Consider the following 24,262-nt stretch of genomic DNA (forward strand, 5'->3'; position numbering starts at 1 on the left):
TTCTCGCGACACCGGCGATCACCGGGAACGGACACACGGCCGCCCGCCCGTGCACCGGCCCCTGCCCGATCAGGCAACGCCGTCGTGCTGTACGTGCCGCCGGGCGCTGCCCCGGACCGCGGTGCGCCTGTCCTGCGTACCCCGCGAGCACTGCGCACACCCTGGGACACCGACAGGGCACATGCGCGGCCGGGAGGGCGGATGAAGGCGGTTCCGGAGAAGGACCCCGCCTCCGCGTCCGACGGCAGAGGTACCCCCCATCGCGAGAACGTGACACTCACGCCCGAAGTGTCACGTTCCCAAACGCCCCCATCCCACCGGCCGCCCGGGGACCGCCCGGCCCCCGACCCCCGCAGCGTGCAACGCCTGCAACGCGCGGCGGGCAACAGGGCCGTCTCCCGCCTGGTCGCCCAGCGCTACACGGCCCCGGTGAAACCGTCCCCCGCCCAGGCCCCCGGCTTCCGCAAGGTCAAGGCGGACGTGGCGGCCAAGAGGGCCCGCCTGGCCGCGCATGCCCCGGCCGCCACGGAGTCGAAGTCGGCGCAGGACGCGGCCGTCGCACCCCCCGACGACAAAGAGGCCCAGGGCAAGGCGGCGAACGCGGAGAAGATGAACGCCGCGAAGCCCGGCGAGTTCAACAAGCAGGCGTTCATCGACGCGGTGAACAAGGCCATCGACGCGCAGGCCCCGAAGAACCTCGACCAGGCGGACAAGTTCTCCAAGTCCGGCAAGGCCGATCAGATCAAGGGCGAGGTCGACGGCAAGGTCAAGGACGGCAAGGAGTCCTCCGCCAAGGACATCGACACGGCCACCAAGGCCCCACCGGACACCTCGGCGGCCAAGGACAAACCCGTCACCCCGATGACCCCCGACCAACCACCCGCCAACCCCGGCGCCCCGTCCGCCGCAGACGCCGTCCCCGCCCAACAGCCCGCCTCCGTCACGGACTTCTCCCAGGGCCCGGCCGCCAACGACCAGACAATGGCGGACGCCGAGGTCACCGAGGACCAGCTCGCCAGGGGCAACGAACCGGAATTCGACCAGGCCCTCTCCGCGAAGAAGACCGCAGAAACGGACTCCGCGAAGGCCCCCGCGAAGGGGAAGGCGGCCGAGGCCCAACAACTCTCGACCGCGAAGGCGGGGGCGGCGGCCTCCGGCGCCCAGGCCATGAACGCCCTGACCACGACCAGGACTTCGGCGGGCAAACAGGTCGACGGCGGCAAGGGCGAGACGAAGTCGAAGGACGAGAAGAAACGCGCCGAGGTCACGGCCAAGCTCCAGAAGGTCTACGACACGACGAAGAAGGACGTCGAGGGAACCCTCTCCGACCTGGACAAGAAGGTCGACACCGCGTTCACCCAGGGCGAGAAGGCGGCGAGGGACGCCTTCACCGCCGACCACAAGCGCCGGATGAAGAAGTACAAGGACAAGCGCTACTCAGGAATGCTCGGCCCGGCGAAGTGGGCCAAGGACAAGCTGACGGGCATGCCGAAGGAGGCCAACGACCTCTTCCAGGAAGCCCGCAAGCTCTACGTGGCGAAGATGCAGACCGTCATCTCCTCCGTGGCCGACATCATCGGCGCCGAACTCGGCAAGGCCAAGGCCCGCATCGCGAAGGGCCGCACCGAACTCAAGACCGAGGTCGACAAACTCCCCGCCGACCTCCGCCAGTTCGGCGAGGACGCGGCGAAGGACTTCGCGGGGAAGTTCGACGACCTCGAAACCACCGTCAACGAGAAGTCCGAACAGCTCGTCCAGGACCTCGCGCAGAAGTACACCGCCGCACTGAACAAGGTCGACGAGGAGATCAAGAAACTCCAGGAAGCCAACAAGGGCCTGATCGACAAGGCGAAGGACGCGATCGTCGGCGTCATCAAGACGATCAACGAACTGAAGAACCTCCTCCTCGGCATCCTCGCCAAGGCCGCCTCCGCCATCATGAAGATCATCAAGGACCCCATCGGGTTCCTCGGCAACCTCGTCCGCGCGGTCGGCGCCGGACTCAACCTCTTCGTCACCAACATCGCCGAACACCTCAAGACCGGCGTCGTGTCCTGGCTGCTGGGCACCGCCGTCAAGGCCGGCCTCGAACTCCCCCAGAAGTTCGACCTCAAGGGCATCATCCAGCTCATCGGCTCCCTCCTCGGCCTGACCTGGGCCAACATCCGCGCCCGCATCACCCGCAAAGGCATCCCCGACCAGGCCCTCACCGCCGTCGAACAGTCCGTCCCCGTCGCCAAGAAACTCGCCACCGAAGGCCCCGCCGGAGCCGTCAAGGAAATCGAAACGGAGGCCGGCGACCTCAAGGCCACCATCCTCGAAAAACTCACCAGCTACCTGATCCCCACCGTCATCATCGCCGGGATCACCTGGATCATCTCCCTCCTCAACCCCGCCTCCGCCTTCGTCCGCGCGGTCAAGGGAATCATCGACATCGTCACGTTCATCGTGAACCAGGGCGCCCAGATCGTCGAATTCGTCAACGCCGTCCTCGACGCCGTCATCGCCATCGCCAACGGCGGCTCGGCAGGCGTCCCAAAAATGGTCGAAACCGCCCTCGCCGCCAGCGTCCCCCTCCTCATCGGCTTCCTCGCCTCACTCCTCGGCATCGGCAACCTGGCCAACAAAGTCAAATCCGTCTTCCACGCCGTCGCCAAACCCGTCAACCGCGCCATCGACAAAATCGTCAACTTCATCACCAAAGCAGGAAAGAAACTCTGGGCGAAACTGAGAGGGAAAAACGGAAAGCCCAAAAAGGGAGAGTCCAAAAAGTCCACCGACTCACAAAAAAGCAAAGACGTGAAGCGCGAAGCTCGTAGGATGCTCGCTCAGCAAACCGCCTCACCGCTGGAAAACGAAAAAGAACTGGAATCTATCATCTCCAGCGTTGCAGCAGAGCTTCGCCCTCGCGGGCTCAAGTCTCTACGAACGAAGAAATCCAGCAAGAATCCAGCAGAAATAAGCGTGATCGCGAAGGCCAGCCCAGAAGAGCGAGTTGCCGAAGTATCACTCCTGAAGCCCCAGATCGATACGTACCTACCTGAGCACGGCATCAAACTCGCGAAAGACCTCAAAAAGCACTGGTGGGATGCGCAACTCAAAGAAACCAAGGCCTGGGGCGGAATAAATGCGCTGGATAAATTCGAAGAACCCGCCATCAAATATCTCCACGAACCGAGCACACACGAAAATCTCGAAGGATACTTCGACCCGACGAAGAATGGCGGAACGAATCGCACAAAAGACGCCAGCGCGAATTCATTCAAACAGTACGCCTTGCATCAACTGGATCCGAAACCAAACCATTCGACCCGGCCTGCATTCTATGAGAAGGTAGGGGACAGCGCAGTCGCGAAGCTCAAGGACAGCGCGATTGAAACAATCACTAGCAACTCCGACCTGAGCGGTAAACTCAAGAATCTTAAGTTTGGCACTGACAGTCAGTACGGAAGGTTCTCCTCCCTACCTGTCGCCAGACGTGAAGTCGACCCGAGGCTTGTGGCAGCCGCCGGCAAGGGGCGCATCCTTGAGTTCCTCAAAGAAATGGCAGAGGAGAAGAAATCGGGTGATCTTACTTTGTCCGAATTGAAAGGACTTTGGGATGAAAAGGGGATTGGCGAAAACCCTCACAGAAAATGGCTTAAGGGCGAATTTCGCGCGCTGGCCGATGGTCATCACGAGTGGATTCCCACAGATCAATTGCTCAAGATACTGGACACGGACATGAAGCAAGCGAACACTCAACACTCCACGGGATGGATCGACCTCCAGGACGACCTGCGGTCACTCACGACGGATGTGATCTGGGAGATACGCCTCACCGACAACATGACCGAAGTCGGCAGTCACGACATGGACGCCCACGTGGGGGCATTCATGAAGTACGACGGAAATCCAATCTACAACGGTCGAGACAAAAAGTGGCATGACAGCCTGCGGGATTACTTCAAGAATTTCATAAAGAGTAAGCCGAACGGAAGTCCAGCTCAATTCCTTGCCGACTTGCGCAACTTACTCGAGGAAGGGAAGCTGATGTGGAATGGAGATACCTCTAACTTTTCCGAGAAGCAAAAGAATCTGAAGATACTGGCAATCTATAAATCGATTCACATCGAAAGCACCCGCGTCGGCGAAGCCGCCCAAAAAGAAACCCCCTTTACCGTTGAGGAGTTGGGGTCCGCACAGGAAGCTGCTTTCGGCCGTCTTCGCGACAAGATGGACACTCTGATCGAGAAATATTCCTGACGGAGCGCCTGAATGAACTCGAATTTAGATCCGGCGGTTTCGAAATCGATTGCACGGGCGACTGGCCACGAGCCACCATTTTCGAAAAAGGAATGTGGGGAGATTCAGGACCTACACATCAGGAATTCCCGCAATCTTGGGGACCTGTCTCAGTGCAGCTCCCTTGAGATCCTGCTCCTCGTCGCGTGCGACCCGGTGGACACAGATCAGTTATCTCACCTTGGGTCATTACGTTCGCTGACTGTCAGAGACAGCGGAATGGGTTCCGTTTCGGGGCTTGCCGCTCTTTCGCTACTCAGCTTCTACGCGCCGCGAAATTTTATCCATGACATCGCTCCACTGATGTCGATTTCAAGGCTCCGCAACTTGGATCTGACTGGGAATCCCTTGTCCGAGGAATCTTATCGCCATCTGGTTCCACAGCTCATCGAAAGAGGGTGCCGAGTGATCTTCTCGGATGAGTTCGAGTGGAAGCTTACACACCATCTGCATGCTGAAGGAGTTCCTGTATCCTGCTACAAAAGTCCGCAGGGATACAGGCTTTGCCGCCCTGGACTGAAGTTGACCGATTCCCCCGAATACGCCCATCCCCTGATTGAGAAGAGTGACGCCGCGTCGCTCCTCTCAGGCAACCCCCAGAGGGCATTTCAATACTTTGAAAACGACTGAAACACGTGCCCATGCGTAGATCCAAACGTCGGGCCGCCAACGCGCTCAACCGTGGGTTGCCTGCAGCACCCCGAGTCGCAGCATCCCAAGGGATCGTAACCAGCAGCCCAGCAGATCTGGCGGCCGACTAGTCATTGATGAGGTGGTCGAACTCCCCCGACTTCACGCCCTTGATCCAGGCATCCATCTCTACAGCGGTGAAGAACACAGCGCCTGCATCGGGGTGGTTGCTGTTACGTACAGCTATGCGACCGTCTGGCAGGGGAGCGGCCTCCACGCAGGCACCTTGATCACCGCTGAAGGTGGACTTCTGCCACGCCAGAGCATTCAACTCAGCGCACGAAAGGGCCGGCTCATTCCCGTTCACTCGTACTCCTTCGCGACTTCTCGCACCACCGCTACTGAGCTCTCTGGGCTCAGCGCAAGCGCCACGAGGTGCTCGAAGGCCACAGTATGCGCCTCGATCTCGTGGTCACGTTCGAGGTAGCAGGCACCCGCCCGATGCTCCACATACGCTACGCCAGGATCGGCCGGCCACGGGAAGCCGAGAATCTGGAACGGGCCTGCCGCCATGCCCGGGTGTGCTCCGTGCTCGTAGGGGAGTACCTGCACGGTGATCTTCGGATGGCGAGTCATCTCGGCCAGGTGAAGGAGTTGGTCCCTCATGATCGCCGGGCTGCCGACCACTCGGCGCAGCACCGCTTCGTTGAGCACGGTCCAGAGGCGTAGTGGGGTGGATTCCCGGCTCAGCGCGACCTGCCGCGCCAGGCGCAGGTCGACAAGGCGTTCCACCTCGTCGTCTCCCCGCTCAGCAGTCCCCCGCCGTGTGATGGCATCGGTGTAGGCCCTGGTCTGAAGAAGCCCCGGTACGGCCTCGCTCTCATACGCCCGGACTTGCGATGCCCCCTGCTCCAGTCCGACGAACAAGGAAAACCAACTCGGCATGGACGTGCCGTCGCTTCCTTCCCACCAACCCTTCCGGCGCGCGTTCCTGGCGGCCCGGAGGTAATCGTCCCAGCGGTCCTCCGGGACGTTGTAAAGCGGAAGCAGGACTTCATCCAAGTCCCGCAGTACAACCGGGCGTTCGGATGTCTCGTAGTAGGAGACCTTTGCCACCGTGCAGCGCAGTGCCTTGGCCACGTCCTTCTGCTCGAGCCCAGCTTCCTTCCTCAGCCGGACCAGCTCGAAGGCCAGCCAGCGTCGCCACACGGTAGGACTGGATGTCTCGGTCACTGCACTCTCCTTGCCACGTGTGACGCAAGTAGTGGACGTGCGTCTTGGTGAGGTACCTGCTTGCCCTACAGGAAGTCCTGTTCGCAAGTGTGCAGTTGGTCATCACCTGTTTGAGCGACTGCATTCTGTTGAATTCAAATTTAGACTCAACAACATCGTCGTCGACCGTGGAGGCACGCCATGAATGAGAAGCGACACCCTGCTGACGATCCCAGCGAGGGCAACGCAGACGTCGAGTCGCTGGAACCTCTCGGCAGGCAGGAGTTCGACGCGCTGGTGCAGAACCTTGTGCGCGAGACCGCGCCGCGCGTCTTCGCTGTCGTACAAGAACTCGGAGACTGCGAGGACGCCGTGGTAGCGGCCTGGGGGCTCGCTCTCGACGGCCGCACCGAACTCATCACCGCCGAAGGCGTCTCACACCTCAGTGTCCGTACGCCAGAATCGGCCCTTCGATTCTTCAGCGGCGGCAACGGGATCCGCACCCGTCTGATCTGGCCGCTGAATCTCAGCTAAGAAAGTGCGTGCATGGAGCTGCCTACTTCCGGCACTCATCCACCGATGACTGGCAGGCTTCCGCCTCGTCACGACCAGGTCAGCCGGAGGCCATCCGCTCCGATCGCGTAGGCGGCCGGTCCCTTCCTCGCGGCCACGCGGTAGATCTCATCCTTCGCCGCCGTGGATTCGGCGCACCATTTCGGCAATCGGTAACTGCTGGTTGTCCAGGTAGAAGAGGACGCCGGCCTCATCCACAAGCGGTTGTCGCTCATGGGCACGAGTCTTGATCCGGCCGTCCTTGCACAGTGGATGCCACCCGTGTTCAGGGCCATACGCGATCCACGCCTCATCAGGGATGTCCTGGGCATCGTCCGGGAACTCCTCGGCGATCAAATGGATGCGCCATCCGAGCTCGACCAGCCGAGTGGGCACCGTCTTGCCGAGGTTGCGATCCAGCAGGAACTCAGGCTGATTGGGCGGCTCGGAGTATGGCCTCGACCTCGTCACGCGACAGACCGAACTCGTCGCCGACGACCTCCAGCGGCTCGCCCGCTTGCCAGAGGTCGACGATCGCGTCCACCTGAACCTTGTTGGACGCAACCACCGGTGCCCCCCAGCCGAACCGTGGATCGATGATCACCGGAGCGACATCCGGATACTGCATCAGGCGCAGCCGCTGCGGAGTCCGCCCGTCGGCCTCCCACGTGATGTAGCGCAAGTAGTCCTCGATGACTTCGCGGATCGGCCGTTGCCCATCCCGAGCCCGTGCCAGATCGCCTGCGTGGTCCACGAAGATTTCGACGCCATCGGTCGCGATCCTGCGCGTGGCCAACCCGTAAGGTTCGCCGAACTCTCGCCGAACAGCTTCCGCTGCCTCGCGAATCTTGTGAAGGCTGAGCCCCAGGTCCCGAAGCGCGTGCAACACATACGCCTCGACCACGGCGACAAACGGTACCGATGGACCGCCCCTCTTCTCGGCCTCGACAGCGTGGACCAGCGGCTCGCCCGCTGCCTTCTCGTGAAGCCAGCGGTACAGCGTTCTCTCGTTGATTCGAAGATGCCGCGCGGTCTCCAGCGGCGTCATGATCGGGTCCCGGAACTTGTTCACATCAACGGCACCTCCCTCAGGCCCAGCGTTACACATCGAGTGGCTCACCCCCAGACTCAAGCGGTTCAGGAACCGTACGTTTGGTCTGAATGCCACCAGACAGCTTTCTCTGTCCGGTCACCCGTGGGGGTGAGGCCAGGGTCGGGACCAGCTACCAGGCGCCACCCACCCGCACCGGCAGCGACTTCAGACCGTTGATGAAGTTCGATACCAGGCGCCTCGGTGAACCCGCAGGTTCAAGCGATGCCGGTAGAGCGCGGCACGTCTCCTCGTACAAGACCCGTAGCTGCAAGCGCGCGAAGTGCGCGCCCAAGCAGACATGCGGGCCGTCGCCGAAGGAGACGTGGGGGTTCGGGGAGCGGGTGAGGTCCAGGGTGAACGGGGTGGGGAAGACGCGTTCGTCGTGGTTGGCGGAGGCGTGGAAGACGACCACCTTGTCGCCGGTGCGGATGCGGGTGCCCGCCAGCATCGTGTCCTCGCGGGCCGTGCGGCGGAAGGTGAGGACCGGGGGTTGGCGGCGGAGGAGTTCGTCCACGGCCGTCGCGAACCCCACCTCGCCGTTGCGCAGGCGGCGGTACGCCTCGGGGTTCTCCGCCAGGAGGTGCAGGCCGCCGGGGGCCGCGCTGCGTACCGTGTCGTTCCCGGCCACCACCAGGAGGAAGAAGAACATCTCCAGCTCGGGAGCGGTCAGTTCGGGGTCCGTGGCCAGGGACGTCATGACGTCATCGGCGGGGTGGCGGCGCTTGTGGGCGGCCAGGGAGTGGGCGTAGTCGAACATGTCGCGCAGGGCGGACGGGGAACGCGGGTTGAGCGGTTTGCCGTCCGGGCCGAGCTCCGGGGTCCCGGCCTCGTCTGGGTCCTGGTAGCCGATGACGCGTCGGGTCCAGTGGAGGAGGAGCGCGCGGTCGGTGTCCGGTACGCCGAGCAGGTCGGTGAGGTTGAGCAGGGCGTAGTCGTCGGTGACCTGGGTGACGAGGTCGCAGGTTCCGTCGCCGGACCGCGCCTCGGAGACCGCGCGGGTGAGCAGGGAGCGCGCGCGTTCGCGGACGACGGTCTCGAAGCGGTCGATGCGCTTCGGGGTGAAGGCGCGGCTGACGAGTACGCGCAGGCGCCGGTGGTGCGGCGGGTCCTGGTTGAGCATCATGCGGCGGATGAACGGGAGGTCGGCGGGGTCCGGGTCGCGGATCTGGGTGGCGCCCAGGTACGAGGAGTACGTCGAGGAGTCCTTCAGGACCCGGACCACGTCCTCGTGCCGGGTGACCGCCCAGAAACCGGGGCCCGCCGGCCAGCCGAGCACCTCCGGCTCCTCCTGCCACGCCACGGGGTGGTGGTCGCGCAGGTGGCGGTAGTGGTCGTGGGGGATGCCTCGCCCGTACTGCCTGGGGTCGAAGACGTCCGGTACGGACCCGATCACGCGTTCGCCCCGCCGTCCTCCGCGCCCCCGCCGTCCTCCGCGTCCGCCCGCAGGAAGTCCTCCACCACGCGGATCAGGTCGAGCGGGGCCTCGTCCATCGCGTAGTGGCCGCACGACGGCAGCTCCACCAGTTCGGCCCGCGGGAACCAGCGCATCCAGGTGGCCCGCTGCAACTCGGCGGACAGGGCCGGGTCCAGCGCGCCCACGACAGCGAGAGCGGGCACGGGCGAACCTTCGACCTGGTCGTGGAAGTCCTCGCCCGCCCAGGAGTCCAGCCACGCCCGGAACGCCTTGGCGTCACTGCACGCGACCGAGCGGCGCACCATGCGGTCCAGCCAGCCCGCCGGGCGGCGGCCTCCGGTGGTGCTGTCGAGGATGATGCGGCGGTTCTGCGGGGTGTGCGCCGCCGCGGCGAAGAGTTCCCACTGCTCGGGCGGGAGGGGCAGGCCGGACGCGGGGACGGGCGAGACCCCGACGATCCTGCGCACCCGCTCCGGCGCGGCGGCCAGTGTCCGCTGGATGACGGAACCGCCCATCGAGTGGCCGATCAGCGAGAACCGCTCCCAGCCGAGCCGGTCGGCCAGCGCGAGCACGTCCTCGGCGCCCTCGGCCGTGGTGTACGCGCCGTCCACGTCCCGGGCCTCGCCGTATCCCCGCAGGTCCACCACCGCGTACTGGAACGAACCGAGGTCCAGATCCGGCAGCACGGGGGCGTACGCGGAGCGGTCGGCGAGCCAGCCGTGCACCGCGATCACCTTGTGCGGCCCGTCGCCGTGCAGTTCGTGGGGCAGAACAGGTACTACGGTCACGCTGACTCCCGTCGCCGTACGGAGAGGAACCGGCCGATCACCGACCGGTCCCCGCCCACGGTGGCGCCAGCTCCGGGCCGGCGCAAGGGCACCCGCGCTTCGCACCACCTCAGGCCAGCAGCCCCAGATACGGGCCGAACTCCGACGCCAGGGTCAGCCGGCCCAGCTTCTGGTACTCGCGCTGGATCGCGTGGATCAGCGTCGGCATCGTCACCGGCTCGTCCGTGTCCGCCGCCAGGTACGCGGACGTCACCGCGATCGAGCGGATGTTGCCGCCCGCCAGCTCGAAGTTCTCCGCGCAGAAGGCGAGGTCCAGGTCCTTGCCCCGGGGGAGTACGGGGCCCAGGCAGCGCTCCCAGAGGACGAGGCGCTGTTCGGGGTCGGGGACCGGGAAGTCGATGACGAGGTCCAGGCGGCGGGTGAACGCGTCGTCCAGGTTGGCCCGGAGGTTGGTGGCCAGGATGGCCAGGCCGTCGAAGGACTCCATGCGCTGGAGGAGGTACGCGCTCTCGACGTTCGCGTAGCGGTCGTGGGCGTCCTTCACGTCCGAGCGTTTGCCGAAGATCGCGTCCGCCTCGTCGAAGAGCAGCACTCCGTTCACGCCCGCTGCTTCGGAGAAGATCCGTTCCAGGTTCTTCTCCGTCTCGCCCACGTACTTGTCGATCACCGTCGCCAGATCGACCGTGTAGAGGTCAAGGCCCAGGTCCGCGGCGATGACCTCCGCCGACATCGTCTTGCCGGTGCCGGAGTCGCCCGCGAAGAGGGCGGACACCCCCCGGCCCCTGCCGCCGCCGGGGCGCATGCCCCACTCCCCCAGGACCCGGTCACGATGCCGTGCGCGGGCCGTGAGTTCGCGGAGCTGGGCGTGGGTGTCCGGCGGGAGGACCAGGTCGTTCCAGGTCACGGTGGGTTCGATGCGGCGGGCCAGGCGGTCCAGGCCCGCCGCGTTCTGGGCGCGGGCGCCCTGGCGGACGTGGTCGGGGGTGAGCGTGCCGCCGTCCAGATGGGTGGTCTGGGCAGCGCCCCGGGCGGCGCGGGTGATCTGTTCCGGGGTGAGGAGGAACGGCGAGAGCAGCCGGTCCACGTCGATGGTCTCGGGGACGGGGGCGTCGTACGCGTCGGTCCAGAGGGCCGCTCTGGTCGAGGGTTCCACGCGCGGAGCGTGCAGGAGGAGGGGCGGTGCGGCGGACCAGGCCGCGTCCCAGGGAGCCCGGCCCACCAGGATCGTGGGGACCGGGGTGGCGGTGAGCAGCCGGAGGAGCTCCGGATGCTCGCGGGAGACCGCGTCGAGCGGGGCGCAGACCACGCCCGCACCGGTCAGCCGGGCCTCCCGGACCAGGGAGCGGACCGCCTCGGCGGGGGTCGGGTCCTCGGCGAGGCGCGCCAGGTCCAGGCCCAGGACCCGGTGGCCCGCACGGGTCAGCGCGGAGGCGGCGAGGGCCGTGCCCGCGCCGCCCTGGTCCTCGCGGAGGTAGGCCAGCGAGGCGCCGTGGGCGAGCGCCCCGGCGAGCGGGGCCGGGTCGCCGACGCCCGGTACGGCGTGCCAGGGGGCGAGGAGATCGGCCAGCCGCGGGTCAGGGGTGTCGTCGCCCAGCAGGTGCGCGGTGACCCGGTCGGGGACGCGCAGCGCCCGGCTCAGGAACGGGCGGTCCAGGTCCTCGACCAGGAGCAGGCGGCCCTCGCGGAGCGGGGCACGGGCCGACAGCCGGCCGCGCGCCACCTGGTCGGCGGGGGACAGCCCGCACAGGCCCAGCGCCAGGCCGATGGACGGACGGCGACGGGTGACATCGTCGTTCAGGTAGCCGTAGAACGCCTCGAACCGGTCGTCGAGATCCGGTACGAGCGCGATGAGGAGGATCTCGACGTCCAGGACGGTGAGTCCGAACTCGGCGGCCAGGGACGTGAGTCTGGACCGTTCCTCCCATGCCTCACCGGAGTCGGGAGCGGAGGGCGGCGGAACGGGGTGCGGGAAGGCGCGGGCCTCGTCCTCGTCCAGCAGGCGGGCGATGTTCTCGTCCGTGAGGTAGAGGCCGCGGAAGGCGTCGTCCGGGTCCGGATCGGTGAGCTGCCGGGCCTCGACCGCCCGTCGGATGCGCTGCTCCACCGCCACCGCGCGATCGAGGAGATGGCGCAGGTTCGGATCACCCGCGGTGGTCATTCGGTGCCATCCTCCGTACGGTCCTTCCGGGTTTCCGCGCGAGTGTCCCGGCCCTTCCGGGTCTCGGTGATGCGGAGGGACAGGCCGCGTCGTCGTTCCGCATCGGGAGCACGCGAGGCGGCGTCCCCGCCCGGACGGCCCGGCCGCCCCGGACGGCCTCCGTACACCGGGAGTCCCCCGCGGCCGGGCATCGGTTCCAATACGGGCTCGGTGTCCTCGGGCACGTCCCCGAAGCGGGCCTGCAAGCCCTCGTCGCCCACCGGCGGCCCGACCACATAGCTCGGCGAGGCCGTCACCGGCACACTGATGACCAGGTCCAGCGAGGGTTTCAACTCCCCGCCCAGCGCGCTCCACACGTCGGCGAACGAGCGGTCCTCCGGCGGCGGCAGCGCGATCGACATCGGTACGGCCGCCCCGATCTCGGCCAGGGTGCCCGTCATCCGCTCCGGCGGCAGCGCCTCGTAACGCAGCAGGCAGCCGAGCAGCGACGAGAGCAGCCGGTGCTCGTCCTCCGGGCGCTTCGTCCATGCCGTGATCAGGTACGACAGCTTGAAGAACCGGGGCGGGCGGCGGCGCGCGATGATCGCGCCCCGCTCGTCGTAGTCGTTGTGCAGACCCCGCTCGCGTCTGCGCATGTCCTCGCGGATGTCGTAGAGATACAGGTTGACCATGGGCGCGTTGACCTTTGCCGCCCATTCCCGGGTGGGGGCGTCGAAGACCACCGCGATCTGGCCGCCTTCGAGCACCTCCGCCCTGATCAGCGCCCGCAGTACGTCGTCGACCTCGTGGATCACCTGATCACTCCCGTGCGGTCGCCGGCGCTCATGCGCGGCCCGCGAAGTCCGGTGGCTGGAGATTCCGCTGCACCACCAGGACCGGTTTCTGCAGCCGGTCGAGGTCGCGCGAGTCCGCCCTCAGCTCGCGCGGACCCAGCTTGTCCTTGCGCAGGACCAGGATCTGCACCTCGAAGGTGCCGTCGCGGCCCACCGTGGCGGTGGCTCCCCCGGGGGTGATGCCGGTGTTCCACGTGAAACGTACTGTCGCGCCCGGCGGGTAGTCCTTGCCGCGGGCCAGCACCGGCTGGCCCGGCTTGGCGACCTGCGGGGTGACGGTCAGCGAGGGCTTCAGGACGCGCAGCCGGTCGCTGTCCTGGTTGTTGGCCTCGCGGCGGTCCGGCAGCGTGCCGCGCACGGTGGCCCGTACGTCCCCGGTGATCGCCGCGCGGTACGTCGCCGTCTGGGTCACCTCGATGCGGCCGCCGGCCGGGACGGTGCACGGTTTCGCCGCCGTGCAGCGGGGCAGGGCGGGCAGGCTGCGGTCCTTCCCCTTGGACGGTTTCGGCCAGGTGGAACCGATGACCACGCCGGTCGCCGGGTCCGGGCCGGCATTGGTGATGGTGAAGCGGGCACGGGCCGGGCGGCCGGTGTAGGTACGGTCCGGGCTGACGTCGACCTTCATCGCCACGTCCGCCGAGGGTGGGACGGGGGCCTCCAGGACCTCGATATCCGCCGTGTCCGTCCCCGTGTTGCCCGCCGAGTCGGTCGCCGAGCAGGTCACCGTGGTGCGGCCGACCGGGAAGAGCGAACCGGAGGCAGGGCTGCACGTCACCGGGAGCGTGCCGTCGGTGGCGTCCTCGGCGGTGGCGGCGTACGTCACGCGCGCGCCCTTCTTGTCCTTGGCCCGGACGGTCAGGTCGTCCACGGTGACGACGGGCGCGTCGATGTCGTTCACATCGATGTTGATCTGTTCCTGGAAGTCGGGATCGGCCGCCGCGGCCGGCCCGATCGTGTCCGTGCCCGGGGCCTGGGTGCCCATCAGGAACTGGACGGTGCAGCTCAGCCGGGTGCCCTGGGGCGCGTCCGCGGAGACGTCGATGTTCTCCGCGAAGTGCGCGGTGTCGCCGCTGGTGAGCTGCTGGGTGGGTGGATCGAGGCTGACGGACAGATGCGGATCGCAGTTGTCCAGGCGGTAACTCACATTGGTGGGGAGGTTGCTGAATCCTTCGGCGATGGCCTCCGCCACCCTGTCACCGTCGATCCCCTCCAGCAGACGGCCGTTGGTGGCGTTGATGATGCGGGTCGCCTGGTCGGGCGTGGTGAGCGGGTCCTCGACATATTCGGGATCACCGGCATCACCGTTGCCGTTCAGACCGTCACCGATCTTGCTCGCGACATCGACACCGATCACCCGGACCCCCTTGTCCTGGAGATCGAAGATCGTGTCGTCGATGCTGTGACCATTGCTCGGGGCGTGGCTGGAAGCATCGCCGACCAGCACGATGACCGGGCTCGCCCCGTCACGGAAAACCGTCTGGCCACCGGCCCCGTTGGCGATCTGCCACAGCCCGTTGATCCAGTCCTCGGACGGGCCCCGGCTCTTGCCGCCCAACGCGGTGTCCAGTTTGTTGACACCTGCCTGCACCGCTTCAAGGTCGTCCGTCAGCCCCTGGAGCACGCTGAAACCGGCATTGGGGTCGCCCTCCTGATCGCCGAACGTGGCCACGGCGAACCGGGAGTCGGGCTGCTCCGCGAGGATCTTGTCGGTGATCTCGGGCAGGTTCTCCTGCACGCTCTTGATCGGCTCGGCCATGCTGGCGGTACCGTCCACCAGCAGGATCACATCCGGCCTCGGCGGAATCGCCGGCGTACGCACCTGCTTGTCCACACCCGTGGAGCCGCCAGGGTCGACCGCGTCGGTGAACTCGGCGGGCGTGACCCAGGGTTCGGGCATCGCCACCGCCGGAGCACCGGTGGTGACGGCCGAACCGGGCGCGATGCCGGTGGCCACGAGAAGCAGCGCGAGGGCCGGGACACGGAGCGCGGTGAGCGCGCGGCGCGAGGCGGACGGCCTGGCCCGGCCCGGCCCGCCCGGCCGCGACCGCGGCACCCGCCGAAGCGGCTGGAACCAGCGCACGGAAGTCCTCCCCCACCCTTGCCCGATCGGCACACCGGACGTCAGGGTCCTGCACCGGCGGCGGACGCACAGCGGTACGGGAGTCACACCCTCGGGAAGGCCCCGCTGCCCGAAAGGGCAGCGGGGGCTCTACGGGACAGCCCTCAGCGAGGCGACATACGCAACCGCGCCGTACGCACCCGCGCGGGTCGGTTCAGATCAGCCCCTGCCGCATCGCGTACGCCACCGCGTGCGAGCGGTTCCGCAGCTGCAGCCGGGTCATCACCGAATGCAGCACGTTCTTTATGGTGCGCTCGGAGTAGGCCAGCTTCGTCGCGATGTCCGCGGTGTCGTACCCCTCCGCGACCAGCCTCAGCACATCCACCTCACGCGCCGCGAGACCGGTGAAATGCAGCCCGCGGGGGCCGAGCACCTGCCCCTGGAGGCGGCCCACCTCCTCGAGCAGCCTTCCCAGGAGGTCGGAAGGGAGATGGCCCTCGCCCCGCGCCACCGTCCCGATGACCTGCACCAGATGCTCCGGAGTCGATTCGGAGCGCCTGACCACACCGGCGACACCGCACTCCGCGGCGCTCACCAGCTTCTGCTCATCGATGTCCGTGGTGACCAGAACGGTGCGTGAGGTGCTGGTGCGCTGGATGTGGCGCAGCATCGTCAACACCGCCTCGTCGACCGTGTCCACGACGACGATCACGATCTGAGGAGAGGCGTCGCCCTCCCCCCACTCCATCACGCTGACTTCGGGTCGGGTACGTAACTGACTGGCCACGCCCGCTTGCGAGATCGGATCCTGGGCCCGTAATGCGACAGTGGTGCGCTCCATGGCAATGCTCCCCCTGGGCAACAGCCGATGGCGTCACGTCGAACACAACCAACACGGCTGTTTTCGTTTGCCTCACTCGTCTGAGGCGGTCAAAAGATGCCCGCGTTTCCTTACAGGGAAACAAAAAAGCCGATCCGGGCACGGAATCTGCCCGGAAGTGTTCCTTCACGGTCGATGTCGGGGTTCGGTGGCGAACCTACGGTGCGCCGTATGAGTCTCACGGCAAGCCTCGACGAATCGTCCGTCACTGCCGCACCGGGCGAGGAGACGGCCCTCCCCCTGCGGATCCTGAACTCCGGCAGCACCGTCGAGGAGTACCGCTTCGAGGTGATCGGTGCGTGTGCCGCCTGGTCGACGGTCGAACCGGCGACGCTTTCCCTGTATCCGGGCGACTCGCAGACGGTTTCCCTCGTACTGCGTCCGCCCCGGGACTCGACCGTACTCGCGGGGGAGACACCCTTCGGGATACGAGTGGTGCCCACCAGCGAGCAGGGCGTCACGGTGGTGCCCGAAGGCCGGGTGACGGTACTCCCCTTCACCGAGACGACCGCCGAACTCGTACCGCGCAGCTCGCACGGTGCCTGGCGCGGCAGGCACCAACTCGCCGTCGACAACCGGGGGAACGCCCCGGTCACCGTACGGCTGGGGGCTCAGTCGGGTACGGAGCGGGCGCGGGTCTCGTTCGCGGCGGACACACTGCAGATCGCCCCCGGGCGGGCGGAGTTCGGGAAGGTGCGGATCCGGCCCGCCAAGCGCGTGTGGCGCGGCATCCCGATCACTCATCCCTTCCAGCTGGTCGCCACCCCGGACGTGGCCGAGGACCGGGCCCCGGTCGCCCCGGTGGTCGTGGACGGCTCGTACCAGCAGGAGCCGATCCTGCCGCGCTGGCTCCCCCGGGCGCTGATCACCGCGGCCGTTCTGCTGATCGCGCTGGTGGGGCTCTGGTACGCGCTGCTGCGCCCGGCCGTGAAGTCCGCGGCCCGGGAGGCGATCACACCGGACGCGGTACGGTCCGCAGCCGCGGCCGACAAGAGCAAGGCCCCCGACAAGGGCTCCTCGGCCGGCGCGGCGTCGGGCGGAGGCGACTCCTCCGGGGCGAACGGGGGTTCGCCGAAGCCCAGCCCCTCACCGAGCCCCGATGCGTCCTCCGACGCGTCGGCCGCGGCCCCGACCAGTGCGCAGGTGCAGGTCAGGGACTCGGTGGGCGGCGGTTCGAACACCTCGACGGCCCTGCAGGTGCCCAGCGGGCACACGTTCCAGCTGACCGACATCGTGGTCCAGAACCCGCAGGGCGACGCGGGGACGCTCGTGGTCTCCTCGGGCCGGGACGCGCCCGTGCTCCGGCTGGCGATGGAGAACTTCCGCGACTCCGACTACCACTTCGTCACCCCGATCATGGTGCCCGCCGGTGGCAAGGTCACGATGACCGTCGACTGCCGGAAGGTGGGCAAGCCGGTGAACGCGCCGACGCCTTCGCGATGCTCGGAGTCGCTGTTCCTCGGCGGCACGATGAAGACGGACACGGCGAACTGACACAACGGACTGACACAACGGGCGAACGGGCTCGGCGGACGGACACGGCGGGCTGACACGACGGGCGAACGGGCTCGGCGGACTCGCGGACGGATGCGGCGGACGGGCCACGAGGCACCGTCCGCCGCAGGCCCGTCACTCGGGCGGAGCCTCTTCCTCCTCCTCGGCGCCCTCCTTCGCCCGCTGCACGAAGGAGCCCTGTACATCGGCCGGTTGCTCGTCCTCGTCCTCCGTCGCGGCCCGCTGCACAGCGGCCGCACCCGCTGCCGGAGCCGAAGCGGGAGCCGGGGCCGGGGCCGGGTCCGAAGCCGGGGCCGGGGCCGGGTCCGACAGCACCCGGTCGGCGTTCGCGACGGCCTCCCGCTCGAAGCGGTCGGAGGGGTCGCTCACCCGGATCCCGCCCGCCGCCTCCGTACCCTCCACCGGCCCGTTGCGCTGCTGGATCACATGGGTCAGCTCATGGGCCAGCGTGGTACGGCCCTGCGGCGAGGACGGGTCGTAGGCGTCCCGCTGGAAGACCACGTTGTTGCCGACCGTGTACGCGTGGGCGCCCACGCCCTTCGCGGACTCGTGGGCGGCGGAGTCCGTGTGGATCCGTACGTCGGAGAAGTCCGCGCCCATCCGGCCCTCCAGATCGGCCCGGGTGTCGGTGTCCAGGGGCTGCCCTCCGCCCGACGAGACCACATCGTGCACGGGGGAGCGCTCTTCCTCCTCCTTGCGCTGGAGCATCGACCCCACGGCGCTGTTGCCGACCGCTCGCTGGAGCACGCTCATGCCGCCGGCCCCGACCACATCGGCCCGACCCGCGGCCGCCGCCCGGTAGAGGTGCGGGGTGTCCGCCGCCTCCCGGCCCTCGGACGCCCTCGACGCGTGCACGGGCTCGTCGTGCTCATGCCCGTGTCCGTGATCCCGCTCGTGGTCGTGCTCCTGGTCCCATTCCTGTGCGTGCATCGTCATCTCCCCTGCCCGCGCCCCGGTCGAAGGCGCGTCGTGATGGCCTCACCACTCCACCTTCACGACGCCCCGCTGCCCCGTCCAGCCCGGACCCCGCCGGCCGGGGGCAGCCGGTCCTGCCCCTTCGGGCACCCGATCCGTCCGTACGGCAAACGGCTGCACCGGCGGCCGGCGGAGTGGCCGGGCCACTCCGCCGTCGGGATGATCGAAGGCATGACCAAGAGCGACAAGGACCAGCACATCACCCTGCGGATCGCCCAGGAGCCGAAGGCGGACGAGCTCCTCGCGCGCAGCCCGCTCGCCGCTCTGGTGGGCATGCTGCTGGACCAGCAGGTGCCGATGGAGTGGGCCTTCTCCGGCCCGTACTCCCTGGCGCAGCGGATGGGCAAGGACGATCTGGACGCCCATGAGATCGCCGCCCACGACCCGGAGGCGCTCACCGAGCTGTTCACCGCGAAGCCCGCCCTGCACCGCTATCCCGGCTCGATGGCCAAGCGGGTCCAGCAGCTGTGCCAGTACCTGGTGGCGGAGTACGACGGCGACGCGAGCGCGGTGTGGACCGATGTCCCGGACGGGGCCGAGCTGCGGAAACGGCTGAACGCGCTGCCCGGGTTCGGCACCCAGAAGGCGCAGATCTTCCTGGCGCTGCTGGGCAAGCAGTTCGGGGTCCGGCCGACGGGCTGGCGAGAGGCGGCGGGACCGTACGGGGAGGCCGGCTCGCGCCGGTCGGTCGCCGACATCACGGGCCCGGAGTCGCTCGCCGAGGTCCGCGCGTACAAGCAGCACGCGAAGCAGGCGGCCAAGGCGGCCAAGCGCTCCGCCGAGCAGTAGCGCCGCGGAGCAACAGCGGCCCCGAAGCACCGGACCCCGCCTACCGTCGGCGGCGGGCCGTACCGAAGAGCGACCGCGAGATCTCCCGCCCCAGCTGCGTCCCGACGGACCGGGCCAGCGACCGGAACATCCCGCTCCCCACCACCTGCTCGACCAGCGGGGTGTCCTCCTTGGCCGCCCCCTCGGCCGCCTTCCCGGCCCGCACACCGCCCTCCTCGGCTTGCACACCGGCCCCCGCAGCTTCCCGCACTCCGGCGCCCGCGCCTTGCGCACCGGCGCCCGCGGCCCGCACATCGGCGCCCGCCCCTTGCGGCGCATCCGCGTCCGGAACGCCGGTCGTGCCCGGAGTCGTGGCTCCGCCCATGCCCGCGCCCGTGCCACCGCCCGTGCTGTCGCTGTCATTCATCGAGGCCCCATTCCGGAATGCCCGCTTTTGTGGCGTTCTTGCCAGCATCGCAGTCCGGCCTCGTGGCTGCGCCCGGAGGCTCTTGCCCGGTAGGCTTTCCGTGTGATCTTCAAGCGCATCGGAAATGGGCGGCCTTATCCCGACCACGGCCGGGAAAGCACCCGGCAGTGGGCGGACGTCGCGCCGCGCCCGGTCCGCCTCGATCAGCTGGTGACCACCAAGGGCAACCTGGACCTCGAAACCCTCCTCGCCGAGGATTCGACGTTCTACGGTGACCTGTTCGCGCACGTCGTGAAGTGGCAGGGCGACCTCTATCTGGAGGACGGACTGCACCGCGCGGTCCGCGCCGCACTTCAGCAGCGCCAGGTACTGCACGCCCGCGTGCTCGAACTCGGCTGACCGAAGCGGGTCCCTCCACGGACCGGCAGGACGGGCAGGACCGGCAGGACCCCCGGACCCTGCGACACCTTCGGGTGCTCCGGGGTTCGTTCGGGTGCTTTCGCACCCGGACGGGTGCGATCCATTGATCATTTAGTAGGCATCATCACCGGGTCGCACTACGCTGCGCCCATGAGCATGCTCACTCCCCCCGGCATGGGCGGAAAGTACCGCATCACGGGCGACAAGTATCCGAAGATGCGCCGCCCCCGGCGTCGCGGCAAACTGATCCTCGCTGCCACCGCTTCCGTGGTCGCCCTCGGGCTGGCCGGATGGGGCACGATGCAGCTCATCGACGTCTTCACCGGCGGCGACCGGAAGGCCAGCGCCGCCGACCACAAGACGGACTGCCCTTCCGCCAAGCCGTCCGCGTCCGCGAAGGTGCTGCCGAAGCCCGCGAAGATCACCGTCAACGTCTACAACGCGACACCGCGCAGCGGGCTCGCGAAGCAGGCGGCCGACGAACTGAAGAAGCGCGGCTTCACCATCGGCAAGGTGGGCAACGCCCCTGCCGCGTACGACAAGAAGGTCCCCGGACCCGGGGTGCTGCTGGGCGCCCCCTCGGCCACGAACGGCTCGCTCCCGGTCCTCGGTACGCAGTTGCGGGGCGCCACCCCGAAGACCGACGCCCGCAGGACGGCGGACGTCGATCTGATTCTCGGTACGAAGTTCAAGACGTTCAGCACGCCCCAGTCGGCGGCCGCGGCCCTCGCCGCCCTGACGAAGCCGGCCCCCGCACCGTCGTCCTGCTGACGGCTGCCGGGGCGACCCGGAAACCCGGCGCGGCCCGGCAGCCCGGGGCGACTCGCTCGGGTCCTAGTCGACCGTGCCGTACATCCGGTCGCCCGCGTCACCCAGGCCCGGGACGATGTAGCCGTTCTCGTTGAGCCGCTCGTCGACCGAGGCGGTGACGACGGTCACCGGCGTACCGGCCAGCTCGCGCTCCATCACCTCGACGCCCTCGGGCGCCGCGAGCAGCACGACCGCGGTGACATCGTCCGCACCGCGCTTGATCAGCTCCTGGATGGCCGCGACCAGCGTGCCGCCGGTGGCCAGCATCGGGTCCAGGACGTACACCTGACGGCCGGAGAGGTCCTCCGGCATCCGGGTGGCGTACGTCTCCGCCTTGAGCGTCTCCTCATTGCGGATCATGCCCAGGAAGCCGACCTCGGCGGTCGGCAGCAGCCGCACCATGCCGTCGAGCATGCCGAGACCGGCCCGCAGGATCGGCACGACCAGCGGCCGCGGGTGCGACAGCTTCACGCCGGTCGTCGGTGTGACCGGGGTCTCGATGTCGACCTGTTCGGTGCGCACATCCCGGGTGGCCTCGTAGGCGAGCAGGGTGACCAGCTCGTCTGCGAGCCGCCGGAAGGTCGGGGAGTCGGTGCGCTTGTCGCGCAGGGTGGTGAGTTTGTGCGCGACCAGTGGGTGGTCGACGACGTGGATCCGCATGGGTTCAACAGTAACCGTGCCTCCCGCACACGTGCGCTGGCATCAACCGCATGTTCGGGGGGAAGGTGGGGGCATGCCGACCCAGCCTTGGGGTGATGAGCCGATGCCGGACGGGGAAAAGCGGAAGCGGGACCAGCCGGACACGCCGGTCCCGCAGGACGCACAGGTCCAGCAGGACCCGGAGGAGAGCGACGCGGCACGCCGTAGGCGGCGCGCCCAGTTCCTGCGCGAGCTCCACGAGGCGAAGGCGCTCCGCGACCGGGTACAGCCCCGCCGCGCGAGGGCGGCCCGGATGCGCCAGGCCATGCGCATGCGCACCTTCCGCTGGTAGCCGGACGGCCGTCCGGCATCCCCTGCGTCCCCCTGGTGGCGGCGTCCAGGAGAACTGGTGGCCGACGCAACGGCCGAACTCCTCTCGCGGAGCCCATGTTTCTGCCACGATTCCGATGGGCGGGACGCAGGACAGCCGGGCCACCGACTGCCCTCCCGCCGGACCTTCAGCCCTATGACCAGTGGGAGAGTCACGGTGTACTTCGCCGCACTGCTCGCGCGCACCGAAGACGGGTGGGAAGCGAGCGATACAGAGCTCGACGATGTGGAGACCCTGTCCGACCTGACGGATCTGGCCCGCGAGGCCTCGGTGGACGAGGACACGGTGCTCGTCTTCATCGAGCAGGAGGACGCCTGGTTCGGCGTCGTCCGGGTGGATGGTGAGGACGACCCCCGTATTTTCGTCTCGGACGCCACCGCCGCAGCACGCTCCTCGTACGGGGAGATCCTGCTCACCGATGAACTGCTCGGCCGCGAACCCGGGGCCGAGGACACGATTGCCGCCCTCGAAGAGCTCGTCGGCCTCGACGGTACGGAGGACGGCGACCCGGACACCACCCCCGACAACGACACCGACACAGACACCGACGACGACGATGACGACGGACTCGACGCCGACGCCGTACCGGCGGGCCCGCTCGGCGACACCCGGATCCTGGCCGACCTCGGGCTCCCCGAGGCCGAGCTGCTGATGCTGCGCACGGACGCGATGGTGGAGATCGCGGACGCGCTGGGCGCGGCCGAGGTTCTGGAGACCGTCCGTTAGGGTCCGCGGGTGAGCGAACCACCGCACCCGCAAGGACCGCCGGAACCGTACGACCCCGTACGGGACCCGTGGCGGGCGCACATGCGCCGCGCCCTGGCCGAGGCCGATCTGGCGGCGCTGGCCGGCGATGTGCCGGTCGGCGCCGTCGTGCTCGGCCCGGACGGCACCCTGCTCGCCACGGGCCACAACGAACGCGAGGCGACCGGCGACCCGACCGCGCACGCCGAGGTCCTCGCCGTCCGCAGGGCCGCGGCGGCCCTCGGCCGGTGGCGGCTTTCCGGATGCACCCTGGTCGTCACCCTGGAGCCCTGCACGATGTGCGCGGGCGCACTGGTGCAGTCCCGCGTGGACCGGGTGGTCTACGGGGCCCGGGACGAGAAGGCGGGCGCGGCGGGCTCCCTCTGGGACGTCGTACGCGACCGCCGGCTCAACCACCGCCCCGAGGTCGTCCAAGGAGTCCTGGAGGACGTCTGCGCCGACCGCCTGACGGCCTTCTTCCGCACCCTCTGAGAACCGATTTCTGTCCGCGGCCCGCAATGGTCTAAGCTCTCTCTCGGTAGCGTGTCCGAGCGGCCGAAGGAGCTCGCCTCGAAAGCGAGTGTGGGGAAACTCACCGAGGGTTCAAATCCCTCCGCTACCGCCATCGACGCCCTCCCGGACTGCGGAAACGCAGACCGGGAGGGCGTTCGCGCGTTACGGGGACCAGCAGGTCAGTAACTGTGGTCCGCGCACGCGGGGCCGGGCCCGCGAAGGGGTCGAGGCCGGAGCCGGGCCGAAGCGGTTCGGAGATGGCTCGGGTACGGCTGTGGCCCCGCACGACGGTCGTCGTGCGGGGCCACAGTTCACCCACGCTCAGGTCGGGGGAAGCGGCATCGGGGGGACAAGCCGCTTCCCCCGGTGAGAACGGGGCCCTCAAGCCCTCGCCGCGGTCAGGGGGGTGGCCTGCGGTGAGGACCCCACAGTGGGGCCCGTTCCGAGCCCCTCGGATTCCTGCCTCATCCGCTGGGCTCACCGTCCATCCTGCTCCCCCGCAGAGACCGTGCGGGTGGGCGAAGGGCCCCGATCGCCGGGTCCTTGGTCCTTAAAGGTCGCGTGAGTGGTCGGAATCCTCCACGGGGTACGACCATCCGTGCGGATAGAATCGCCCGACTGCACAGGAGATCGAAACAGGGGATCGAAGGGGAGGCAGGGGCTGTGGTGCAAGCGAAGAAGATAGCTCTCTACGTGATAGTCGTCTTCGTGCTGTACACGATCATCACCTCCCCGGCCCGGGCGGCTGATCTCGTCCAGGTAGGGTTCGAGGGCGTTTCGAGTGCCGCACAGGGCGTCGGCGACTTCATGTCCGAGCTCGTGAAGTAGGAGTACACCGTGATCCGCCATCTGGTCCTGTTCAAGCTGAACGACGGCGTCGAGCGGGACGACCCGCGGGTCGTCGCCGGGGCGCAGGCCTTCCGGGAGCTGGCGGGGCAGGTCCCCGAGCTGGAGTTCTGGGAGTGCGCCTGGAACATCACCGACCGGCCGATCGCGTACGACTTCGCCATCAACTCCGCGGTCACCGACCAGGACGCCCTGAAGCGGTACATCGAGCACCCCGCCCATCAGGCCGCCGCCGGGCAGTGGCGTGAGTTCGCCACCTGGGTGATCGCCGACTACCCGTTCTGATCCGGCCGGTCCGGCTTTCGTTCCGG

24 protein-coding genes and 1 tRNA gene are annotated in these 24,262 nt (G+C 68.1%); 12 read left to right on the forward strand and 13 right to left on the reverse strand.

Features of this window, described 5'->3' with window-relative positions:
- The first annotated feature begins 357 nt into the window (after positions 1-357).
- Positions 358-4,245 (forward strand): hypothetical protein, encoded by a 3,888-nt coding sequence (locus tag OG611_RS06980; RefSeq protein ID WP_266416569.1) that lies wholly within the window; start codon positions 358-360, stop codon positions 4,243-4,245.
- Positions 4,246-5,041: 796 nt separating this feature from the next.
- On the opposite strand, the gene OG611_RS06985 is transcribed toward OG611_RS06980, so the two are convergent.
- Positions 5,042-5,281, reverse strand: coding sequence for a DUF397 domain-containing protein (locus OG611_RS06985; protein WP_266416571.1), 240 nt, complete (start codon positions 5,279-5,281; stop codon positions 5,042-5,044).
- Positions 5,278-6,147 (reverse strand): helix-turn-helix transcriptional regulator, encoded by an 870-nt coding sequence (locus tag OG611_RS06990; RefSeq protein ID WP_266416573.1) that lies wholly within the window; start codon positions 6,145-6,147, stop codon positions 5,278-5,280. Before OG611_RS06990 ends, OG611_RS06985 begins: the two co-directional genes overlap by 4 nt.
- A 180-nt stretch (positions 6,148-6,327) precedes the next feature.
- Here OG611_RS06990 and OG611_RS06995 point away from each other — a divergent pair, with 180 nt between their 5' ends.
- Complete coding sequence (locus tag OG611_RS06995) at positions 6,328-6,660, forward strand: hypothetical protein (protein WP_266416575.1); 333 nt, start codon at positions 6,328-6,330, stop codon at positions 6,658-6,660.
- 147 nt (positions 6,661-6,807) lie between these two features.
- Here OG611_RS06995 and OG611_RS07000 read toward each other — a convergent pair whose 3' ends face one another.
- From OG611_RS07000 to OG611_RS07035, 8 genes are all read right to left on the reverse strand, one after another.
- Positions 6,808-7,149 carry a toxin-antitoxin system, toxin component, PIN family protein gene (locus OG611_RS07000; RefSeq protein WP_266416577.1) on the reverse strand — a complete coding sequence of 114 codons (342 nt, stop codon included), beginning with the start codon at positions 7,147-7,149 and terminating at the stop codon, positions 6,808-6,810.
- Positions 7,106-7,750, reverse strand: a complete 645-nt coding sequence (locus tag OG611_RS07005) for a DUF433 domain-containing protein (protein ID WP_266416579.1) — start codon at positions 7,748-7,750, stop codon at positions 7,106-7,108. The genes OG611_RS07000 and OG611_RS07005 overlap by 44 nt, the downstream gene beginning before the upstream one ends.
- 151 nt (positions 7,751-7,901) lie before the next feature.
- Positions 7,902-9,164, reverse strand: a complete 1,263-nt coding sequence (locus OG611_RS07010) for a cytochrome P450 (RefSeq protein ID WP_266416581.1) — start codon at positions 9,162-9,164, stop codon at positions 7,902-7,904.
- Positions 9,161-9,973: an alpha/beta fold hydrolase gene (locus OG611_RS07015; protein WP_266416582.1), complete on the reverse strand. Its 813-nt coding sequence runs from the start codon at positions 9,971-9,973 to the stop codon at positions 9,161-9,163. The genes OG611_RS07010 and OG611_RS07015 overlap by 4 nt, the downstream gene beginning before the upstream one ends.
- Positions 9,974-10,082: 109 nt before the next feature.
- Positions 10,083-12,131: an ATP-binding protein gene (locus OG611_RS07020; protein WP_266416584.1), complete on the reverse strand. Its 2,049-nt coding sequence runs from the start codon at positions 12,129-12,131 to the stop codon at positions 10,083-10,085.
- Positions 12,128-12,925 (reverse strand): DUF4255 domain-containing protein, encoded by a 798-nt coding sequence (locus OG611_RS07025; RefSeq protein WP_266416586.1) that lies wholly within the window; start codon positions 12,923-12,925, stop codon positions 12,128-12,130. Before OG611_RS07025 ends, OG611_RS07020 begins: the two co-directional genes overlap by 4 nt.
- A gap of 28 nt (positions 12,926-12,953) precedes the next feature.
- Positions 12,954-15,044: an HYR domain-containing protein gene (locus OG611_RS07030; protein WP_266416588.1), complete on the reverse strand. Its 2,091-nt coding sequence runs from the start codon at positions 15,042-15,044 to the stop codon at positions 12,954-12,956.
- Between the two features lie 193 nt (positions 15,045-15,237).
- The gene (locus OG611_RS07035) at positions 15,238-15,864 is read right to left on the reverse strand and encodes a response regulator transcription factor (protein WP_266416590.1); all 627 of its coding nucleotides are present in this window, start codon (positions 15,862-15,864) and stop codon (positions 15,238-15,240) included.
- A gap of 210 nt (positions 15,865-16,074) precedes the next feature.
- On the opposite strand from OG611_RS07035, the gene OG611_RS07040 reads away from it, so the two are divergent.
- Positions 16,075-17,397 (forward strand): hypothetical protein, encoded by a 1,323-nt coding sequence (locus tag OG611_RS07040; RefSeq protein ID WP_266416592.1) that lies wholly within the window; start codon positions 16,075-16,077, stop codon positions 17,395-17,397.
- A gap of 135 nt (positions 17,398-17,532) precedes the next feature.
- Here the strand turns inward: OG611_RS07040 and OG611_RS07045 are convergent, their stop codons facing one another.
- Entirely contained in the window at positions 17,533-18,348 is an 816-nt protein-coding gene (locus tag OG611_RS07045; RefSeq protein WP_266416593.1) for a DUF4157 domain-containing protein, read from the reverse strand.
- A gap of 216 nt (positions 18,349-18,564) precedes the next feature.
- Between OG611_RS07045 and OG611_RS07050 the strand changes: the two genes are divergently transcribed.
- Positions 18,565-19,182, forward strand: a complete 618-nt coding sequence (locus OG611_RS07050; RefSeq protein ID WP_266416594.1) for an HhH-GPD-type base excision DNA repair protein — start codon at positions 18,565-18,567, stop codon at positions 19,180-19,182.
- 40 nt (positions 19,183-19,222) lie between these two features.
- Here the strand turns inward: OG611_RS07050 and OG611_RS07055 are convergent, their stop codons facing one another.
- Complete coding sequence (locus OG611_RS07055) at positions 19,223-19,588, reverse strand: hypothetical protein (RefSeq protein WP_266426303.1); 366 nt, start codon at positions 19,586-19,588, stop codon at positions 19,223-19,225.
- Between the two features lie 102 nt (positions 19,589-19,690).
- On the opposite strand from OG611_RS07055, the gene OG611_RS07060 reads away from it, so the two are divergent.
- Both OG611_RS07060 and OG611_RS07065 read left to right on the forward strand, forming a co-directional pair.
- Positions 19,691-19,987: a type II toxin-antitoxin system VapB family antitoxin gene (locus OG611_RS07060; RefSeq protein WP_072488263.1), complete on the forward strand. Its 297-nt coding sequence runs from the start codon at positions 19,691-19,693 to the stop codon at positions 19,985-19,987.
- A gap of 195 nt (positions 19,988-20,182) precedes the next feature.
- Positions 20,183-20,779: a LytR C-terminal domain-containing protein gene (locus OG611_RS07065; RefSeq protein WP_266425602.1), complete on the forward strand. Its 597-nt coding sequence runs from the start codon at positions 20,183-20,185 to the stop codon at positions 20,777-20,779.
- A 63-nt stretch (positions 20,780-20,842) separates the two neighbouring features.
- On the opposite strand, the gene upp is transcribed toward OG611_RS07065, so the two are convergent.
- Positions 20,843-21,478: a uracil phosphoribosyltransferase gene (gene upp, locus OG611_RS07070; RefSeq protein WP_266416595.1), complete on the reverse strand. Its 636-nt coding sequence runs from the start codon at positions 21,476-21,478 to the stop codon at positions 20,843-20,845.
- Between the two features lie 103 nt (positions 21,479-21,581).
- Between upp and OG611_RS07075 the strand changes: the two genes are divergently transcribed.
- The 6 genes from OG611_RS07075 to OG611_RS07100 all read left to right on the forward strand — a co-directional run bounded on the left by OG611_RS07075 (position 21,582) and on the right by OG611_RS07100 (position 24,236).
- Positions 21,582-21,809 (forward strand): hypothetical protein, encoded by a 228-nt coding sequence (locus tag OG611_RS07075; RefSeq protein WP_266425604.1) that lies wholly within the window; start codon positions 21,582-21,584, stop codon positions 21,807-21,809.
- Positions 21,810-22,004: 195 nt separating this feature from the next.
- Positions 22,005-22,574: a hypothetical protein gene (locus OG611_RS07080; RefSeq protein ID WP_266425606.1), complete on the forward strand. Its 570-nt coding sequence runs from the start codon at positions 22,005-22,007 to the stop codon at positions 22,572-22,574.
- A gap of 81 nt (positions 22,575-22,655) precedes the next feature.
- Complete coding sequence (gene tadA, locus OG611_RS07085; RefSeq protein ID WP_266425609.1) at positions 22,656-23,084, forward strand: tRNA adenosine(34) deaminase TadA; 429 nt, start codon at positions 22,656-22,658, stop codon at positions 23,082-23,084.
- Positions 23,085-23,129: 45 nt separating this feature from the next.
- Positions 23,130-23,217, forward strand: a tRNA-Ser gene (locus OG611_RS07090).
- Positions 23,218-23,768: 551 nt separating this feature from the next.
- Complete coding sequence (locus OG611_RS07095) at positions 23,769-23,933, forward strand: hypothetical protein (protein ID WP_176729265.1); 165 nt, start codon at positions 23,769-23,771, stop codon at positions 23,931-23,933.
- A gap of 9 nt (positions 23,934-23,942) precedes the next feature.
- Positions 23,943-24,236, forward strand: a complete 294-nt coding sequence (locus OG611_RS07100; protein ID WP_266416596.1) for a Dabb family protein — start codon at positions 23,943-23,945, stop codon at positions 24,234-24,236.
- The last annotated feature ends 26 nt before the right edge of the window (positions 24,237-24,262 follow it).

Source organism: Streptomyces sp. NBC_01363, assembly GCF_026340595.1.
In the GTDB taxonomy this organism is placed as follows: Bacteria; Actinomycetota; Actinomycetes; order Streptomycetales; family Streptomycetaceae; genus Streptomyces.

Coding starts and splice junctions, on each gene's coding strand:
- OG611_RS07055 (WP_266426303.1), bottom strand. CDS start 19,588: ATGAATGACAGCGACAGCACGGGCGGTGGCACGGGCGCGGGCATGGGC.
- OG611_RS06995 (WP_266416575.1), top strand. CDS start 6,328: ATGAATGAGAAGCGACACCCTGCTGACGATCCCAGCGAGGGCAACGCA.
- OG611_RS07045 (WP_266416593.1), bottom strand. CDS start 18,348: ATGCACGCACAGGAATGGGACCAGGAGCACGACCACGAGCGGGATCAC.
- OG611_RS07065 (WP_266425602.1), top strand. CDS start 20,183: ATGGGCGGAAAGTACCGCATCACGGGCGACAAGTATCCGAAGATGCGC.
- OG611_RS07075 (WP_266425604.1), top strand. CDS start 21,582: ATGCCGGACGGGGAAAAGCGGAAGCGGGACCAGCCGGACACGCCGGTC.
- OG611_RS07050 (WP_266416594.1), top strand. CDS start 18,565: ATGACCAAGAGCGACAAGGACCAGCACATCACCCTGCGGATCGCCCAG.
- OG611_RS07040 (WP_266416592.1), top strand. CDS start 16,075: ATGAGTCTCACGGCAAGCCTCGACGAATCGTCCGTCACTGCCGCACCG.
- tadA (WP_266425609.1), top strand. CDS start 22,656: ATGCGCCGCGCCCTGGCCGAGGCCGATCTGGCGGCGCTGGCCGGCGAT.
- OG611_RS07035 (WP_266416590.1), bottom strand. CDS start 15,864: ATGGAGCGCACCACTGTCGCATTACGGGCCCAGGATCCGATCTCGCAA.
- upp (WP_266416595.1), bottom strand. CDS start 21,478: ATGCGGATCCACGTCGTCGACCACCCACTGGTCGCGCACAAACTCACC.
- OG611_RS07020 (WP_266416584.1), bottom strand. CDS start 12,131: ATGACCACCGCGGGTGATCCGAACCTGCGCCATCTCCTCGATCGCGCG.